General features: G+C 40.1%; 14 protein-coding genes and 1 pseudogene. 7 read left to right on the top strand and 8 right to left on the bottom strand.

Features of this window, described 5'->3' with window-relative positions:
* The first annotated feature begins 682 nt into the window (after nt 1-682).
* Nucleotides 683-2,056: a pentapeptide repeat-containing protein gene (locus tag RS130_RS06570; protein ID WP_316025293.1), complete on the top strand. Its 1,374-nt coding sequence runs from the start codon at nt 683-685 to the stop codon at nt 2,054-2,056.
* Between the two features lie 10 nt (nt 2,057-2,066).
* The gene (locus tag RS130_RS06565) at nt 2,067-3,464 is read left to right on the top strand and encodes a type VI secretion system contractile sheath domain-containing protein (RefSeq protein WP_316025292.1); all 1,398 of its coding nucleotides are present in this window, start codon (nt 2,067-2,069) and stop codon (nt 3,462-3,464) included.
* Between the two features lie 342 nt (nt 3,465-3,806).
* On the opposite strand, the gene RS130_RS06560 is transcribed toward RS130_RS06565, so the two are convergent.
* The 8 genes and pseudogenes from RS130_RS06560 to RS130_RS06525 form a co-directional block, all read right to left on the bottom strand.
* Nucleotides 3,807-4,238 carry a DUF3859 domain-containing protein gene (locus tag RS130_RS06560; protein ID WP_316025291.1) on the bottom strand — a complete coding sequence of 144 codons (432 nt, stop codon included), beginning with the start codon at nt 4,236-4,238 and terminating at the stop codon, nt 3,807-3,809.
* Between the two features lie 64 nt (nt 4,239-4,302).
* Nucleotides 4,303-4,713 carry a DUF4112 domain-containing protein gene (locus RS130_RS06555; RefSeq protein WP_316025290.1) on the bottom strand — a complete coding sequence of 137 codons (411 nt, stop codon included), beginning with the start codon at nt 4,711-4,713 and terminating at the stop codon, nt 4,303-4,305.
* Between the two features lie 38 nt (nt 4,714-4,751).
* Nucleotides 4,752-6,025 (bottom strand): annotated as a pseudogene (locus RS130_RS06550) (DUF819 family protein).
* A gap of 115 nt (nt 6,026-6,140) precedes the next feature.
* A complete protein-coding gene (gene hemH / locus RS130_RS06545) occupies nt 6,141-7,250 on the bottom strand; it encodes a ferrochelatase (protein ID WP_316025289.1) in 1,110 nt (369 codons plus the stop codon).
* Between the two features lie 65 nt (nt 7,251-7,315).
* A complete protein-coding gene (locus RS130_RS06540) occupies nt 7,316-8,629 on the bottom strand; it encodes an ATP-binding protein (RefSeq protein ID WP_316025288.1) in 1,314 nt (437 codons plus the stop codon).
* 40 nt (nt 8,630-8,669) lie between these two features.
* Complete coding sequence (locus RS130_RS06535) at nt 8,670-9,380, bottom strand: response regulator (protein WP_316025287.1); 711 nt, start codon at nt 9,378-9,380, stop codon at nt 8,670-8,672.
* Nucleotides 9,381-9,406: 26 nt separating this feature from the next.
* Entirely contained in the window at nt 9,407-9,817 is a 411-nt protein-coding gene (locus RS130_RS06530) for a DUF3019 domain-containing protein (protein ID WP_316025286.1), read from the bottom strand.
* Entirely contained in the window at nt 9,807-10,577 is a 771-nt protein-coding gene (locus RS130_RS06525) for a MipA/OmpV family protein (RefSeq protein ID WP_316025285.1), read from the bottom strand. Before RS130_RS06525 ends, RS130_RS06530 begins: the two co-directional genes overlap by 11 nt.
* A 469-nt stretch (nt 10,578-11,046) precedes the next feature.
* Between RS130_RS06525 and RS130_RS06520 the strand changes: the two genes are divergently transcribed.
* The 5 genes from RS130_RS06520 to RS130_RS06500 all read left to right on the top strand — a co-directional run bounded on the left by RS130_RS06520 (nt 11,047) and on the right by RS130_RS06500 (nt 18,477).
* Nucleotides 11,047-13,086 (top strand): TonB-dependent receptor plug domain-containing protein, encoded by a 2,040-nt coding sequence (locus tag RS130_RS06520; protein ID WP_316025284.1) that lies wholly within the window; start codon nt 11,047-11,049, stop codon nt 13,084-13,086.
* A gap of 347 nt (nt 13,087-13,433) precedes the next feature.
* A complete protein-coding gene (locus RS130_RS06515) occupies nt 13,434-13,976 on the top strand; it encodes a hypothetical protein (protein WP_316025283.1) in 543 nt (180 codons plus the stop codon).
* Between the two features lie 8 nt (nt 13,977-13,984).
* Entirely contained in the window at nt 13,985-15,748 is a 1,764-nt protein-coding gene (locus tag RS130_RS06510) for an OmpA family protein (RefSeq protein WP_316025282.1), read from the top strand.
* A 57-nt stretch (nt 15,749-15,805) separates the two neighbouring features.
* On the top strand, nt 15,806-16,297 hold the full coding sequence (locus RS130_RS06505) for a Rab family GTPase (protein ID WP_316025281.1): 492 nt from the start codon (nt 15,806-15,808) through the stop codon (nt 16,295-16,297).
* A gap of 8 nt (nt 16,298-16,305) precedes the next feature.
* Complete coding sequence (locus RS130_RS06500) at nt 16,306-18,477, top strand: sensor domain-containing protein (protein WP_316025280.1); 2,172 nt, start codon at nt 16,306-16,308, stop codon at nt 18,475-18,477.
* Nucleotides 18,478-18,492 lie beyond the last annotated feature (15 nt).

The following is an 18,492-nucleotide window of genomic DNA, read 5'->3' as shown; positions in this document are numbered from 1 at the left end:
CTGCATGCTGTTAGCAGGGATCCAGCAATTATCCGCTAAAACCCCGAAGACATTCTTATCGAAAGCCCCATAAAAGTGAATCTCATAAAAATTGTCATCAAATTTAGTTATGGGTGTCTTAATTGGAGCGATTATAAACCGACAATGCAACTCAATCTTGAACTAACCTGTTCTGCGGGTTCTGCGCTTGCCGTCAAAGCTCGTCATCCCTGCATGCTGATAGCAAGGATCCAGCATTTATCCGCTAAAACCCCGAAGACATTCTTATCGAAAGCCCCATAAAAGTGAACCTTACAAAGATTGTCATCAAATTTAGTTATGGGTGTCTTAATTGGAGCGCCAATGAATAATTGGCGCTGTTGCGACGCAACTAAACCAGGTATCTCGACTCAATCAGTAATTTTTCGCAATACCGGCAAACACCAACATATTATCGTGTTTGAGCATTTGAACAGTATGTTGTGCAATATTTACACAGTACTGTTAATCTTCTTAAGCATAGAACAAGTTGCTTTAGGCCTTAGGGGCTAGACACAATCGAAATCCAAGTAAGTCTGCCATTTGACGCACACTACTTATTGCTTGGTATAACGCAGTGAATGCTAGTTTGAGGAGAAATATATGATTACAGCGATCAATTCCACCCTTAATGTTAGCCTTTGTACAGTTCAGGTTCTCTATAATGAACTTTGCTGAAGCAAGTGAGTTATTGATGTCTGGCGCAAAAGGCGTAAGTACGTGGAATCAATTACGCTCACTTAGGCAAATCAATGCAATGGACTTCAAAATAGATTTTAACCCCAACTTCGATAAACCGTTAGATTTACGTGGCGTTGATTTAGGGGGCTGTTGTTTAAAAGGATCAAATCTTTCTGATGCTGATTTAACCGGCGCTCATTTATATCAAACCAATCTAGAAAATGTAAATCTGTCTAGAGCGATTTTTACTGGTGCACACCTGGTCGAAGCTAACTTGTCTAGGACTAAGCTGGATGGTTCAACTTTCGAACGAGCGGATTTGCGTCAAGCACAATTATGTAAAGCAGAGGGGGCGGCTCGGTTTTCACATGCACAAATGGATCGTATTGATATGTTCGGAGGCATATTCGATGGCTCTGATTTTAGTTCTGCGACATTAGTAGATGCGCGGCTTGAGCAAATATCAGCAATGGGAGCACATTTTATTGGTGCCAACCTACTAAGAGCAAACCTTAAGAATTCTAGACTCAATAGTCCAGAGTCGACGTTTAACCCTGCAAGAACAAGATTTGATAAGGCTGACTTATCTCAAGCAGACTTATCATCTGCTAATATGTCTTTCGTAAACTTAAGTGGTGCTAACTTATCTTATGCTAGCCTTAACCATACAAACTTAAATCATGCCAATCTTGAGGAAGTAAGAATGATTGGCACTGCGTTAAAGGGTGCGACCCTAACAGGTTCATCTATATATGGTATTTCAGCTTGGGATTTAGGTATTGACGACAGTACGAAACAAGGCGATCTCATTATATCTAGACTCGGCGAGGCAGTGATCTCTGTCGATGACCTAGAAGTTGCTCAATTTATGTACATGCTAATGCATAACGCGGGCTTAAGACGTGTGATTGATACCATAACATCAAAGGTTGTGCTAGTACTAGGCCGATTCAGTGAGGCACGAAAACCAACCCTTGACGCTATTCGGGTTGCGCTAAAAAGTCAGCAATTTGACCTTGTTCCTATAGTATTTGACTTTGGTAAACCTGCAAGTCGATCCACCGCGGAAACCGTGTCTACTCTAGCAGGTATGGCTAGGTTTGTAATTGCTGACCTATCAGATGCTAAATCGGTATTGCAGGAATTGGGGGCAATAGTTCCAAACATGCCCTCTTTACCGATTCAGTCGGTGATCTTAGACGCTCAACAGGAACCTGGGATGCTTGATTTTTTGAAACGCTATCCTTGGTTTCTTGAAGTGCAAAGCTATGCTGATGAAGCGGACTTAATTACCCGTCTAGATCAGGTGATTTCCCCAGCAATGAATATGTCTAAACAAATCCGCGATAATGGGTAGTGAGTAAACAATGAATAAATTTGCACTACTCAAATACACCTCAGAACAACAAGGCAAGCAAATAGAAATCGAATTACCTTTTGTGGTTGGCATTGTGGCGGATCTTAATAGATCGGCTGTAGAATCTAAAATACCCTTTAAGGATAGGCAATTCATAGCTGTAGATTTAAATAAAACTAGAGATTTTTTTAATATTGTAAAACCGTCTATAACTGTGAATTTAACGAATCTAAGTTGTCAAATTCTAATTTCATTTCGTTCGTTTGAAGATATTAAGCCCGCCCGACTTGAACAATACATAGAAGACGAATTAACAAAATATGACACTTTAGAATTGTCTAAAACCGAAATGCACAACGCTTTAAACGAAATATTACAAAACGAAGGTTTACAACAGCTGCTTGGCTCATTGCGCGGTATTTATCAGCTTATAAAAAATAAGCCTAATGAGTCCAATTTAGTAATTAAAGTGTTGGATGTAAGCAAGGAAGAGCTCATAAATGATGTTAACTTAGGTGTAACACAAGAAAGCTATCTATACCGTTTAGTGTATCTACATGAATATGGCACATTTGAAGGGACACCTTACTCATTGGTACTAACAGACTTTGAGTTTAGTCAAAATGATACAGATATGAAAGTCATGGAATACTTAGCACTTCTTGGAATGAAAGCTGACTGTTTTTTCTTTTTAAAAGCTGCATTGACAATATTTGGTGATAGTTTTCAGCATGACAGTTTAGATTGGACAAAAGTTGATACTAATTTTAGCTCAAGAGAGTTTCTGCGATGGCGTGCATTGCGTGATCATGAATCTTCGAGATTCGTTGCTATGATGGCAGCATTAAGACACGAAAGCACTGTTAATCTTCACGACATCGTCAACCCAGTTTTTGCGGCTGCGCTTAATTTGATCCCGTGTTTTACGGGCACTGAATTATGGAATTTCACAAACAAGAATAATGCTTCTTTTACTGAAACTGAATCAATAAATCACCAATCTGTTAAAGCACTTACACGCTTAGGCTTTAATACCGTGAAAACTGATACAGGCACTTTACTGACTCCTGTTAGCGGCATAGTTGCGTTGCAAAGCCCCCGAAAATATTTTGAACAGAGCGCCAATCAAATTGCTAGTTTAATGGTTTCAGTACCTTATAATCTATTTGTTACAGCGTTTGTTCGATATATTACGATGATTATTAGAGAAACACTTGGTAGAGACTTGGATATTGACTCGCTAACTAGAATGGTAAATCAATGGCTTAAATTTTACATTGATGACAGAGTTAACCAGAAACAAAGAAGCGTTGATTTATTGAAACCGCTCTCTAAAGCAAGCGTTTCGATTGAAGAGGTCGCTGGCGTGCCTATAGTGTTTATAAAGGTCTACTCAAAATACAGTTAAGGATTAAAGGTTTCGAACATCCACCATGCACACAACATGAATTCAACGTATTAAGCATTTATTGATAATATATTTTTTAAAATATTGGGGTCAGAACAACGTTAAATTATTCGTGATGAAACCTGCGGGGTTTAGGTTCGCTGATTCGCTGAAACGTATCATTTGTCACCAAGTTTACCGTTCGACCTGAGAAGTTATTTCGTCCGCTTTGGCGTGAAGCAGAAGCAACCACTCAAAAGTGAGGCATGACTGCAATGGCACAAAGCGGTTATCCACTGTCAGATTTAATTCAGCCCTAAAAATCAAATCTGACAGTTCAAGTTAAGACTAATTCAGCTTTGGTTAATAGCCTCGCTTTTTCCAAAATTGAATTTCACCATCACCGTGCTCAACCAACACACTGAAGGTTTTGTCCGCTAGAATTTTCCCCTCGCACTCTATTACCATTCGCCAGTCGCCGACTTTATTTTCAATTGGTGGCCAAACCGTATCACCTAAATAGAACTGCCAATCGTTATTTCTAACGTAAACATCCCCTTCGAAAGGCGGCATGACTTGACCATTTTTATCTGGCACATCAGGATGATAAATCACCCAATCTAAACGCTTACCTTTAGCCTTTAGTGCGTGCAAAATAAAGCCAAATTCAATATCAATTTGCGCCGGTATGTTGGTGGTGAAGGTTTTGATTTGAGGTAGCGATTTACTTTTTTCATCCCACTTTTCATAAATACCAAAACTGCTTATCGAAAAATTGGAACGTAGTTTAGACACATAATCTCCGAAAAATTAAAGATGTTACATTAAACGAATTATTATTGAGGGTAGCCACAATACATTAGTTTTTTAATTGCCACTCACTAACTGCAGCTTTGCTATTTTTCTGGATTGTTTGATAATTATTGCTTACCCACCATTTCTCAATAATACGCACATTCTTTTGGTTAGACTTGTAAAAAATGTCTATTACATCGCCTACAAAAGGAATTAACCCCAACAAAAAATCAATCGCAATGTGCCTATACATTACAGCCCGCAATTCAGCTGGCACATTCATGCGCTTAGCTAAGGCAACAATTCGTAGCGAAACCAACACCATCAAAAAATCGCCTATCCCAGGTATTAATCCAACCAAAAAATCTAAACCTAATCGAATACCTATAATAGGTATACGTACTTTAGTATCGGTAATATTCGCCAATTTTTGCGCTGCTAATAACTCACGAGGCGCACTAAGTTTATCAACCATATTTTATGTTCCTAGAGAGTTAGGCTTAGGGAAGCTCCCTAATTGATAGCCTGTAAAATTTGTCCGCACAACCATGCCATATAGGTTCCTACCGTGTAACCTAACACAGCCAACATAACAGCGACCGGCGCTAACGAAGGATGAAAAGCCGCAGCAACAATAGGGGCAGATGCTGCGCCGCCAACATTTGCTTGGCTACCCACAGCCATATAAAACAATGGCGCTTTAATTAATTTAGCCACCAGCAACATCAGACTAGCGTGAATAATCATCCAGATTGCCCCAATCACAAAGTACAAAGGCGCCTCTGCGATCATGGTGATGTCCATTTGCATACCAATAGTGGCAATTAAGATATATAAAAATGCAGAGCCAATTTTCGAGGCGCCAGCTCCTTCCAACTGGCGAACTCTAGTGAAAGACAAAATAACACCAACTGTACTGGCAAAAATAATCATCCAAAAAACTGACTATGGAAACTAAATTTACTTAAGCCTGGAAAATTCTCTACAAAATATGGCGTTATATTGTCAGCAAACAAATGAGCAAATCCCGTCACCCCCATCCCCACCGCCACTATTAACATCAGGTCTGTTAAGCTAGGTATACGTGCATACTTGGCTTCAAAGGCTTTCACTTTGTGTTTTAACTCATCGATGGCACTTGTATCCGCACCAGTTTTCTCATCAATTGACTTAGCGTTCGCTGCCATGATCAGCAAGACCGCCATCCACAAATTGGCTACAATAATATCAACAGTTACCATCGCTGAAAAAATTTGCGGGCTAGCTTGGTATATCTCTTTCATCGCAGCCTGATTGGCACTACCACCTATCCAACTACCCGCTACTGTTGTCATGCCCCGCCACACGGCATCGGCGCCTTCTACTCCTAACAGTTCAGGAACAAAAGTAGCCACCACCAATAAGGCTATTGGCCCGCCAATCACGATCCCAATTGTACCTGTGAAGAACAATATAACGGCTTTGCGACCCAATTTAGCGATTGCTTTTAGGTCAACGCTAAGGGTTAACAAAACTAAACAAGCTGGCAGCAAATAACGAGACGCCACATAATAAAGCTGCGATTGCTCACCGTCGATTAATCCAAAGGTATTCAGTAATGAAGGTAGGAAATAACACAGTAGTACCGAAGGGACGAACATATAAAACTTGCGCCAAAACGCGTGTTGACTATTAGCAGTATAAAAAACTACACCAAGTAAAATAGCTAAGATCCCTAAGATCGTCGCGTCGTTGGTAAAAAGTGGGGGTTCAATTAAAGCGTGCTGCGTATTGGCTATACTTGACATAGAATATTCCCTTCTTTGGATATTTCCCCCTCTCTATGGGGCTTTTGATTTATCACATACACAATTGATCTGTGGTAAATCAACTATGCATCGACAAATACTATCAAATAATTGGTTAGTTTTCTGCACCTAATGCTTTGGCCAATTGCTGTCGATTTGCTAAATCTGACTGCACACTAGGCACATTAATCCCTTCACTTTTATTTATCATGCTGGATAGATACGGCTTTAAAATCTGACTCATGGCGTCTATATGGGCCGTGTCGGCATTCAAGGCCTCAATGTATTGATAACTTTGCCCTCCAGCCTCTAAAAAATAGTCTCTGTTTTCGATAGCGATTTCTTCAATTGTTTCTAAACAATCAGCAGAAAAGCCAGGGCACACTACCTGCACAGATTTAATCCCGTCTTTGGCAAACTGTCGCAATGAACTATCAGTGTATGGCTTAAGCCACTCTTCTCGCCCAAATCTGGATTGAAAGCTAGTAAAGTGCTGTGATTCATCTAACCCTAAGTTTTGCGCAATCAAACGTGACGTTTTATAACACTCGCAATGATAAGGATCCCCTTTGAGCAAATATCGCTTTGGAATACCGTGAAAGCTAAAAATCAGCTTGTCTGCCTGACCGTTTAGTTGCCAATGAGCACGAATTTTATCGGCCACTGCTTGAATATAATCTGGGTTGTCGTGGTAATGGGTTATAAACTGTAACTCTGGCATCCAACGTTTCTTACCTAAACTAGCCGCAACTGCATCAAAAGTAGAGGCTGTAGTGGATGCACAATATTGCGGATAGAGCGGCAGCACCACTAATTTTCGCACACCTTGTTTTAACATGCTGTCAATTACGGAGTCGACTGATGGTGCCCCATACCGCATAGCAAATTCCACAATCACATGTTCACCATAGTGTTTTTGCAGTGTTTTTCTTAACGCTATTGCTTGATCTTGAGTGTGATACATCAAGGGTGAGCCTCTTTCGGTCCACACTGTTTTATAAGCCTTAGCTGAACGACTTGGTCGTATGTTCAGGATCACTAGGTTCAAAATAAACCACCAGATAAGCCTCGGCACCTCAACGACTCGAGGATCAGATAGAAACTCTTTCAAATACGCTCTGAGTTGCTTTTTTTGAGGGGCATCTGGTGTACCCAAATTTGTAATTAACACACCAACTTTATCTACCTGAGAATGGGTAAATTCAGAGTTGCCTTGGTATTTCATAAATGTCTCTTAGTGAAATGAAGATGAAAAGAATGCTTACGCACTGGCCGCTATTTTGGACTAATTTATTTAGAAATCAATGGTGACAGCTTTGGAAGGGTTAAACAAAAACAAGCGCCACCTAATAATGCAGACGTATCAACATATACACTTCCACCGTGCCAAGTAGCCACTCGTTTAACAATGGCCAAGCCCAAACCAAAATTAGGATTTTGCCTACTACGACTTTTATTGGCCGTCACAAAGGCTTGAAAAATACTCTCACGTTTATCTGCAACGACACCAGCACCATCATCATGGATTTTAATAACCCAATGATCCGTACTTTCAGCCAATTCTATTTGAATGCGTTGGCGACAATAGTCCATAGCGTTTGACACTAAATTTCGTAATGCCCTATTCAACCAGTGGCCGTCCACATATAGCTCTATCGCGCCAGGTGTAGGCAAAACCTCAATAGATTGCTGACTATTTTCCGCCAGCGGAGATAGCTCACTGGCCACTGATTTAGCTAAAGCCACTAAATCTTCGTTGGCCGGGTTTAGTGTCAGGGCAGAACGTTCCATGCTGGCGTACTCTAAAAATGCCTCAAGCATTTCTTCTAAGCGAGTGAGTTCTTTTTCTACTCGATTTAAATATTCGGCTTTTTGTTGCCTGTCATCGCAATCTATCGCCGCTTCAATACCAAAACGTAAACAAGACACTGGGGTACGTAAATCATGAGACAAACTACCTGCAAGCAACTTATTGTCGGCTACAAGAGTTTCAATTTGGGTTGCCATACGGTTAAAACTGGTTTCGATACCATCGATATAAGAAAATCGGCTCGGCTGAATTCTGGTATCTAATTGACCTTGGCCAAATCGTCGTGCCAACTTATCCAACAAAGACAAACGTTTAGTCAAGGGCACAAGCCAAATAACCAAAGATAAACCAATTCCTACATACAAAATTACTGTCAACATTACATCCAGCATATAGCCCTGCGGCTCTTCTTTGGGTATGGTCATACTCAATAAGATATCGGGATGTGAAGGTAATAACGAGTAAAAGTGAGTCGCGTCTTCCGACTGTAAAACCAAGGTATTATTAGCTTTCAATTGCGCATCTAAGCTTTGTGGCAACGCAAAATTAAATGTTTTTTCTAACACCATATCAACCTGGTATTGCTCGGCTAACTGATTGACTTGAGCGACCAAGATTGAGGACTCTACACCATTCAACGTTCTGGCCATACCCGCCATCATTTTTTGGTAAACCAATAAGTCTGCAGGTAAGCTAGATTCACTGTTGTCTTGCACCACTTTGTCTAGCGCCCAACCTAAAAAGACTAGGGAGCCAATCACAGTGAGTACTATGCCAACGTATATTTTCTTCAAGATTTACAACCTAGTCGTGTTAGGGCAATTCAAATTGCTATTAATCAAACCACGCATCAGCAATAAACAAATAACCTTTTCCCCAAATAGTTTTAATTCGTTTGGGTTGTTGCGGATTGTCGTCTAATTTTTTCCTTAACGTAGAAACCAACACATCAAAGCGCCTGTCTAAACCATCATACTCTCGGCCTTTTAAGGTTTGGAATACGTATTCTCGGCTCAACACCTCTCCTGCATGACTTGCCAGTAACCACAGTAACGAAAACAAACTGCTGGTTAAGTCAATCTCTTTGTCGTCTAACAATACACGTTTAAACTCTTGGTTAATTTGCAGTTTGCCAAACACTAACTGTTGGCTTTTTTTACTGGAGCTAGCTTCATTATTGCGCAACACCGATTTAATTCTGGCCAACAACGCCCTTGGTCGAACAGGCTTCATGACATAATCATTCGCGCCAACTTCTAAACCAATTACCTCATCAAACTCGTCTGCTTTTGCCGTCATCATGATGATCGGTATTTGCGATATTTGCCGAATATGGCGACAAACTTCGATTCCATCTAAGTCAGGTAACATCACATCCAATAAAATAAGATCATAATGCTGACTAGAGATTTTTTGCACAACCTGATCTCCACGACTGACATGCTCTACACTGAAACCATTTGTTTCTAAATATTCAGAAACCCATTCGGCAAGAGACAGGTCATCTTCTACATGTAATATTTTTGCGTAATTTTCAGTCGTCATAGTCGTTCTACTTCCCCCTATTAAACCTAAAATAATCGCCAACGGCGTTTTCGGGTATTGGCTTTGTATAACCAACTCACTTGGATTGTGGCAGACGCCAACACCTTGTCGCTGCTCTTTTCCATTAAAATAAAATGCCCATCCATCGCAGATTGAAATTCATATTCCCATTGAGCTTGGTTAACACTGTCCCAACACTTAATTAAAAGTGGTGGGCGCTCAACCACTTTAACAAACAGACAATAGTCGTTTTCGGTCGATTGACGCCAACTCACCATAATTTTTGCAAAACAATCTCGCCCTTGGTTTAAAGCAACACACTTATTAGGTTGCACCAACAAACTAGATTCACCGATCAATTCTTGTTGCGCATTTGACGACAATGAGACGCCATAAAACAACAAAAACATCCCTATTAATTGTCGTTTAAAAAACATAACTAACGCCTATTTGTGCTCGTAGAGCGTTTTGTCTATCTATAATAGGGCTATCGCTAATACTTTTAGAGTAATGGCTAAACGTAACACCGGCATTAAACAGCCAACCTTCGCTGAGGGGTCGTTGCACAAAAGCCTCTAATTGTAAGCGGTACCCTGCTCCAGCATCGTATACGGGGCGATCTTGCGTCGCTTCCTCAGGCTTTACCGAAAAATAATATCCATTCATATTGCTCGAAAATAGACTGATACCCCCGCCAAAATTGATATCCCAATTTCGGCGCTGCAAAATATAGCTATAAAATCCATCTATCACCCAGCCACGGTGTTCACTATTTAATAGATTTACCGCCCAATCAATCCAATAAACCGAACTGGGTAAGTAACCCATATAGCGAATACCTTGACTAGATAAGAACTCTCGTTCATCAATACCCGCCAATTCCGGAATTTCCCGCTCATAAACTAACTCGGCGGTGTCAGAAGAAAAGCCTGGTAAATAGGTTTTACTAATTAGATCAATTTCATACTTTTCATTGACTAACAATTCATAGCCCAATTCAGCGCCATTTACATAATCACCAAACCGGTGTTTATTGGTCTGAATAAAAAACCCCTTGTAATAAAGGTCAATAAACACCGAAATATCTAGAAACTCTGTGAACTTCTCTTGGTTCACGCCTGCCAATATGGACTGAGACGACATGATGTCTCCGGTGATTGTCACATTCCAACTAAACGCACCGTCAAGGTTATCCACGTGTGAGTTTGCCGGCGAAACAAGCTCACCTTCGGCCAAGATGACAGTACTCCATAGACAGAGACTTGCGATCGCCATTTTAAAAAAATATCGAATAATCATATCTTTTATCACTCAACTAATATGCCACGCATACTATCAAAGGCCTGATTGAATAAATAACTTAAGTTTCAAATAAAATGTTCAAAAATTGTAAGTTTCTGATCAAGTAACCACACCATTTCCTCGTGACGCTTTCACCTACAAGCTTAGTCTTTACTGCCTTAAAAAGATGACCGTGCTTAAGATTTACTCTATATCTAGCGCACAGAATACGTCATGTGAAGATGGCATTACTAAAGACAATGAACTGGATATTCCAAAAACTGACATTTACTGACATTTATGCAACAGACAAAATGACGCCCCCTAATTAAAGTTTCCGTAGCTCACATTTGACACAACTATGTTTAATTTCAAGGAAACTCGCATGTACTGTAAACCCAACTACTTGATGATTTGCTTATTTCTGCCCATGAGTTTAATTTCCCAAACTATCCAAGCTGAAGAGCTGGAAAAAGTAGAAGTCATCGGACAAAGAAACCAAGCACAGAGCCACCCCACTCTAGAAACAGAAAAGCTTCTCGCTGTCGCGGGCATTGACGGCGACCCTCTGGCGGCAGTATTCAGTTTGCCCGGCGTTGTTTATGCCGGCGGCGATGCGGGAGGAGAACCCGCAATCAGAGGATCTTCACCCGATGACAACGCCTTTTACATCGACAACATGCCAACAGACTATATCTTCCACTTGTTCGGCGACAGTATTTTTAATAAAAACTTATTGCGCTCTGTAGATTTAGAAGCGGCTGCTTTTGGAGGTGAGTATGGTAACGCTACGGGCGGCGTTTTTGATGTAAAACTTCGAGATCCTAAAGCTCAACCTTTAGAAGTAAAACTAGACGCCAGTTTACTTAAAGTAGGTGTATTAGTAGAAGGGAAAACTTTTGACAACCAAGCGTTCTATTTCTCTTATCGTCGCAGTTTAATCCACCTATTTTTACCAGAAGGAGAAGAGGGAGAAGGCGAAGATATTGGACTAACGGTTTTCGACGCGCCAGTTAGCGATGACTATCAAGGAAAGTATCAATGGCTGATAGGTAACGAACACAAACTCACATTTAATTTGAATGGTGCCAGCGATAGCGGAGGGATCAATATTTCAGAAGTATCAGAAGCAGGGCGAATCGATCCTGATATTATTGGCGACTTATCGGTAGATACTGCATTTGACAGCCAAGGAATACAATGGGAATGGTTTGCCAATAAAAATGACACCATCAGCGTATCGGTTAATCATGTGCTGTCAGAGTCAAAACAAAATTATGGGGCCGAGCAGTTTGAGAAAACTGAAAATGATGAGTTTAATTTACGCTTAAATGCCCAAACCATGGGCATTACCGATCACACTATCGCTTTAGGCTTTGATATTCAAAACAATAACTTCAAATATTCGTTTGATACTATTCCGTATTTTTGTACAGATCATAGTACCAATTGTGACCTCCAAAAAGGTGAACGCACTCAATACGCCGATGATATAAAAGCCAATTTATACGCCTTTTACCTCAATGATACTTGGCATATCAGTCCGGACTTAAGTTTACAGCTAGGTGTAAGAGCGGAATATGATGACTACACTAAAACACACTTTACTCACCCTAGAACCCGACTCACTTGGCAATTAAATTCAGACGTAACGCTATTTGCTAAGGCCGGAAAATACAGCCGTTTTCCTGATGTAGACACAGCCATAGCGCTGATAGGCAACCCTCAAATAAAACCGCCAGAAGCCACCCATTATTCGGCTGGGGTGACTTGGCAGCATGGCAATGATTGGCAAAGTAAAACTGAAATCTATCACAAAGAATTGTCACAACTACCTAGGGCCGTTGACCTACAAGCAGATAACGCCGATTTGCGTTACACCAATGATATTTCTGGAACAGCCAGTGGTGTGGAGTGGTTGCTAGAGAAAAACTTGTCTAATGGCTGGTATGGTTGGCTGTCGTTGAGTTGGTCTGAAAGCGAAAGAACCGACGAGTTAACCCAACTCACTAGCGAATACTATTTGGATACACCTTGGGTTATTAACAGCGTCATCAACTATCAATTATCTGAACGATGGGAATTTGGACTACGCTATTCAGCAAGAAGTGGCGCCAAATATACACCAATAGTAGGCCTAAGAGTTAATCCAGATTATCCAGACAATTTTCAAGCTGTGTATGGACAACTCAATTCTGAAACATTACCCACTTACAGCCGTCTAGATTTGCAAGCGAAATACCACTATCAACTTTTTGGCAAACCCGCAGCTTGGACATTCGCCCTCATTAACGCACTAGATAGTGATAATATTTCTGGCTATTACTACAAACCACATTCCACTGATAGTCTTGATAACTTCGAGATTGCTGATGAAGAAGGCATGGAAGTATTCCCATCAATTGGGCTAGAAGTCACTTTTTAAAAAAGAAACAATTGAACCTTTAGTCATAAGTGTCGCTCTATAGCGGCACTTTTTTTACCTATTCAACTAAAAGCTATTTTATTTGCTACAAAAACTGTGCATTATGTGCGCTTGCTGTATATCCAAACCACCTCAAAATGGCGGATTTAGAACGATTGACATTAGGTTGCTTATTTACCCGCAGAATGACTCTGCATGACGATAGTCGCCTTGTCCCAGTCATTTTTGATTCTCACAGAGCCCCGCATTTTGCAGTAACTTGAATATATGGCTGAATATTAAATTGGTTGGTTATACAATAACTTGTCATTCGAATGGTTAATTAATGTTTGGAATAGGGGTACATCATGGCTGAGAAAAAAACTGAAGATGGCAAAGAATTAGACAATGCCTCTAAACAGCCAACTGAACTGGATAGTTTACGTCAAATTGTTTTTGGCGCGGCCCAAGACAATATTGAAAAACGCATCAACGCCTTAGAGCAACAAACACATAACAGTTTCCAAAGAATGGAAAAGTTGCTCGAAAAAAACATGCAAATCATGCAAAGTAAAATGGAAGATGGCTTTAATAATTTAGAAGACAAGTTAGCCCTAGCCGACCAAGGTCAAGATCAAAAAGCGAGTGAACTAAACGCTTATGCCGACCGAATATCTTCAGCCTATGAAATGGCTGAAGCCAATAGCAAACAAGAGAATGACGAACTTCATAATCGTTTAGATAAAGAAATTCGAAATCTGAACAACAACTTCACAGAACAACTCAATCAAGCCCTAGCTAAATTAAATCAGGTATCTAGTGATTTGAATTCATCTAAAACAGACCGAAAGACGCTCGCTAAACTACTCGCCTCTGTAGCAAATGATTTAGAAACCGGTGAAGATTTGTAAGATAACTCATGACAAGCTCGCAAGAGAGTCAAATAAAGTCATCTGACGAACAACAGATGGAAAAAATTCGCCAGTTAGTTTTGGGCGAAGATGCTCATGTGGTTAAGCAAGCCTTGCGGGAAAACGCCAGAGAGCTGGTTCGAGAAGTATTTTCTGAAGCCTTACACGATCGGGAAAAACAAGACGGTTCGGTAAATAAGGTGCTATCCCCTTTGGTCGAAAAGTCTGTTGAAACCTCAGTCGCTAATCACAGCGAACAATTCGTCGGTTATTTATACCCGTTAGTAGGTAGCTTAGTCAGAAAATCTGTGACAGCTTTTATTACCGAACTTCTAGAAAAAACCAATGCCTTATTAGAAAACAGTTTTACCGTAAAAGGCTTAAAATGGCGTTTTGAAGCCAGGCGTGCGCAGGTTAGTTTTTCTCAATACGTCGCCAGCCAAACCTTTTCGTTTAGGGTGGAACAAGTCTTTTTAATTCATAGAGAAACCGGACTGTTGTTAAATTCTATGTCTCAGAGCGTTGATTTAGGTGCAGATGCGGATATGGTTTCGTCTATGCTGACAGCAATCAATGATTTTGTAGCAGACTCCTTTAAACCTAATGCTGACGCAAGCGAACAACAACTAGACGTAGTGCGAACTGATGATTTTACCCTACTGGTAAAACAAGGGCCAAAAGCGATAATCGTCGCAGCGGTCACCGGCAACATGCCGCAACGTATAGCAAATCAATTGCAGGTTACCCTAGAAGAAATCCATAAGCTTTATGATCAGGATTTAACAGAATTTGACGGCGATGCGCTGGTTTTTGAAAATACCGAAAATCAGCTAAGAGACTGTCTAATAGCCGAGTTAAAACCCGAAGCCAAACAAAAGAAAAAACCCTACATGGCATGGTTTATCATTTTGCTTATGATTACCGGACTTGGGTATTTAAGCGTCATCCGCTGGCAAACCGATCAGCTGAAAACTGACATTGAAAAAATTGATTTAGAACCCGGTATTATTATCACCGACATAGAAGTCGAAGGTTTACGTACCATTAAACTCAAAGTATTGCGTGATCCCTATGCTCCCAGCATAGCGGACTGGCTAAAATCTAAAGATATTTCACAGCACAATATCAGCGTAACAGAGAGTGCTTACTTGTCTTTAGAGAGTGAAGTAGTCAAAAGTAAAGTCGCTGGTACTTTACAGAATTATCCCGGTATTAAACTCCAGTGGACCGCATCCCAACCTATTTTTACGGGCAGCCTTGGTATTGCCGACAAGCTTCAATTACAAGATGAGCTCAGCAGAATTGTCGGTTTAGGCTTTACGCCAAATTGGTTAGATGACATATCAACAGCAAGCAATCAAAATAATGCAGCTGATGACCCAGCCATAATTCGCGCCATATTAGATTTGAACATAGCCAAGATTGATAAAATGTCCGTATCATTTGACAAAGGTCAAAGCGAATTATCCCCCTCTGCTCTGAATAAATTGATTGATATGAGAGACCAATTTGTCGAGGTTATAAAAATTGCCGAACAACAGAAGCTATCGATTGGGCTAGTTATTATGGGAGCCAGCGATACTGTAGGTTCGGTTAGTTTCAATAAAGTGCTTAGTCAAAAACGCGCCGACAATGTAAAATTGAAATTACAAGAACTAGGTATCGATGAGAATCGACTCAACGCAATTGGTCTAGGCGTAATAGATTTAAAAACAACCGATGAAGGAGCACGTAAAGTGTTGTTTAATGTGGTATATTTCGATGCAAGCTAATGATGAGTTAACCTTTGTCAACTTTAATTTTATACGTGTGTATTCGCAGAGAACCATATGATCCAGAAGAAAATATGTATACTTGGCGCTTCCGGTGTGGGGAAAACAAGCCTTATAAAGCAGTTTGTAGATGGGATTTTTTCAGAAAAATACCTCACGACAATTGGGGTGAAAATTGACAAAAAGGTAGTCGAGACTAAGGCAGATACAGTTCAACTCATGATATGGGACATTGAAGGCATTGATAGATATTGCGGTTTTAAACCTAAGTATCTTAGAGGCGCATCGGCCTTTATAATTGCCGTTGACCGAACTCGTTCTCAGTCTTTAGTTGAAGGTACCGAAATATTTCGTCAGGTGAAAGAAACCACCGATATTCCAGGTGTGATTGCTATCAACAAAAAAGATCTGGAAAGCTCTTGGCACTGGACCGAAAACGAACTAAAAGAATTTCAGCACCCTTTTGTTGAATCTTTTGATACTAGTGCAAAAACAGGTGAAGGTGTAGAAGAAATGTTTTCATACATCGCCAATATTTTAATGGAGTAAACTTTGATATGGACACTTCTCTTTTTCACGCATTAAACCTGCTAGATTGCGTAATCTTAGAACGTATATCAGAGAACAAATTTGAAGTGTTGTACAACAAAAGTCAATGGCTTGACTTAATACTCCCAGAATCCAAAAGTAGTCAGCCTTTTTCGTTTCAGCAAAATTCAATTTACCTAGAAGATTTTTTAATTGATGCCGGTGAGCTCTGGGATGGGCAAAAAGAAGGTAAGATTGATTCAGGTATTTGGTCTGAAAAACGAGCGGAACAAACCTTTAGGCTAGAAGCTGCCGCGTTTGTTAAGCAAGGGAAGTGCTATTTAGTTGTTCACAATATCAAACAGCAATTTGAAGAGAAACAACAAACACTGCAAATAGCCAGAGAAGTATTGATATCAAGCGATAAATTCGTTGAGCAGCATGATTTTCTACACGCTAAAATAGATAGCATGATGCAACAAATCGACAATTCTAAAACTATTCAACAACCCGTTTTACAAGCATTAGAACAAACGGATTTAGGTGTGGCGATTCTTGACCCTAAATTGCAATTGATCACAGGAAACCCAGCACTAGAAAGTCTATTTAGCGACTCTCATATTAAGATTCAATTGCCAGTAGATAAGCTGCTGTTAGAGTTATTTAAAAAACAATACCCTGAATATGAAAGAGTTATGAGTACCTGTAGCCCTTGGGTAGGGGAACTGTGTTGGCTCAATCCTCCAGAACAAGGCAAATGGTTTAAAGTAGCAATTTATCCAATAAAAGATGAAAACCAATCAGTTTTATACTGGTTGTTAAGCGTTAGTGACGTCACACAAGTTAAGTTCCTATTGAAACGAAATGAGAAATTAACCCATTTTGATGTCTTAACTGATTTACCCAACCGTCAATATTTTTGGCAGCAATTAGAAAGTAAGATTAGCCACAATAGGCCGTTTTATTTACTCTACATAGACATTAAGTACTTCAAACGAATTAACGAACTACACGGCCATCTAGTAGGCGACAGACTGATAAAAGAACTGTCTAAACGGCTGAATACCATAGCCAGAGTCAACGAGCTAGTAGCACGAATTGGCGGGACTGAGTTTGCCATCATTATGGAACTCGATCATATGCATACTCAGTTTTCTACCGAAGACCAAGCTCAATGCACAAAGTTCGTAAATGATTTGATTTCTACTTGTTCGTTACCGTTTTATTTCGATTCTAATATCAAGTGCAATGTCGGCTTGAGTGTTGGTGCGGCGGCATTTCCAACCGATTCGAATAATGCTGAAGAGTTAATGAAGTACGCCGATTTAGCTGTGTTTACAGCCAAAAAAGACACCAAAAGTGGATTGGCCTTTTACTCGAAAAAACTTGTCGATGCGTCACTCAAACGTATTGAGATGGAAGACTCTTTACGTAATGCCATTTCAGAGCAGGAATTTGAGTTATTTCTCCAGCCTATTATTAATATTGCATCCAATAAAATAGTCAAAGCTGAAGCCTTAATCAGATGGCGACGTGCTGACGGACAATTGATACCTCCTGACCAATTTATTCCTTTAGCAGAGCAGACAGGCTTAATTATTCCCATTGGTAAATGGATAATAGCTGAAGCATGCAGGCTATTGGCCGTTATACAACAGCAAGGCTATGAGATAATAATGTCGGTTAATTTGTCTCCTCGTCAGGTCAGTGATCGCCAATTATTTGATTTCATCAAAACAAAGTTAAACAAAGAGAGTATTTCACCGAAATTACTCGAATTAGAATTGACCGAAGGTGTGTTGATCGATAACTACGAAAGAGTGCATTACCTACTAAGTAAGCTGCGGCAGTTAGGGGTAAGTGTATCCATTGACGATTTTGGCACTGGCTATAGCTCTCTTGCGTACTTACAAAAACTGCCTATTGATCATATCAAAATAGATCGTTCATTTATTATGTCACTGACCAATAATGCTACCAATGGAGACAGTGAAGCGGCAATAGTATTAGCGGTTATTGCGATGGCGAAAAGTTTGAATATGGGGGTTATCGCTGAAGGGGTTGAAACTCTGTTACAAAAAGATTTTTTAATTGAAAATAAATGCCAATTTGCTCAAGGCTATTTATTTAGCAGGCCATTGCCATTTGAAGAGTTTTGCGTACATCTAAAGTCAAATCAGACTCCAACTGAACTGCACTAGGTTGATTCATATTCA

Origin of the sequence: Paraglaciecola aquimarina (genome assembly GCF_032464635.1) — a bacterium.
Lineage (GTDB): Bacteria > Pseudomonadota > Gammaproteobacteria > Enterobacterales > Alteromonadaceae > Paraglaciecola > Paraglaciecola aquimarina.
Note: the sequence above shows the minus strand (reverse complement) of the source record. Positions and strands in the feature narration are given on the sequence as shown.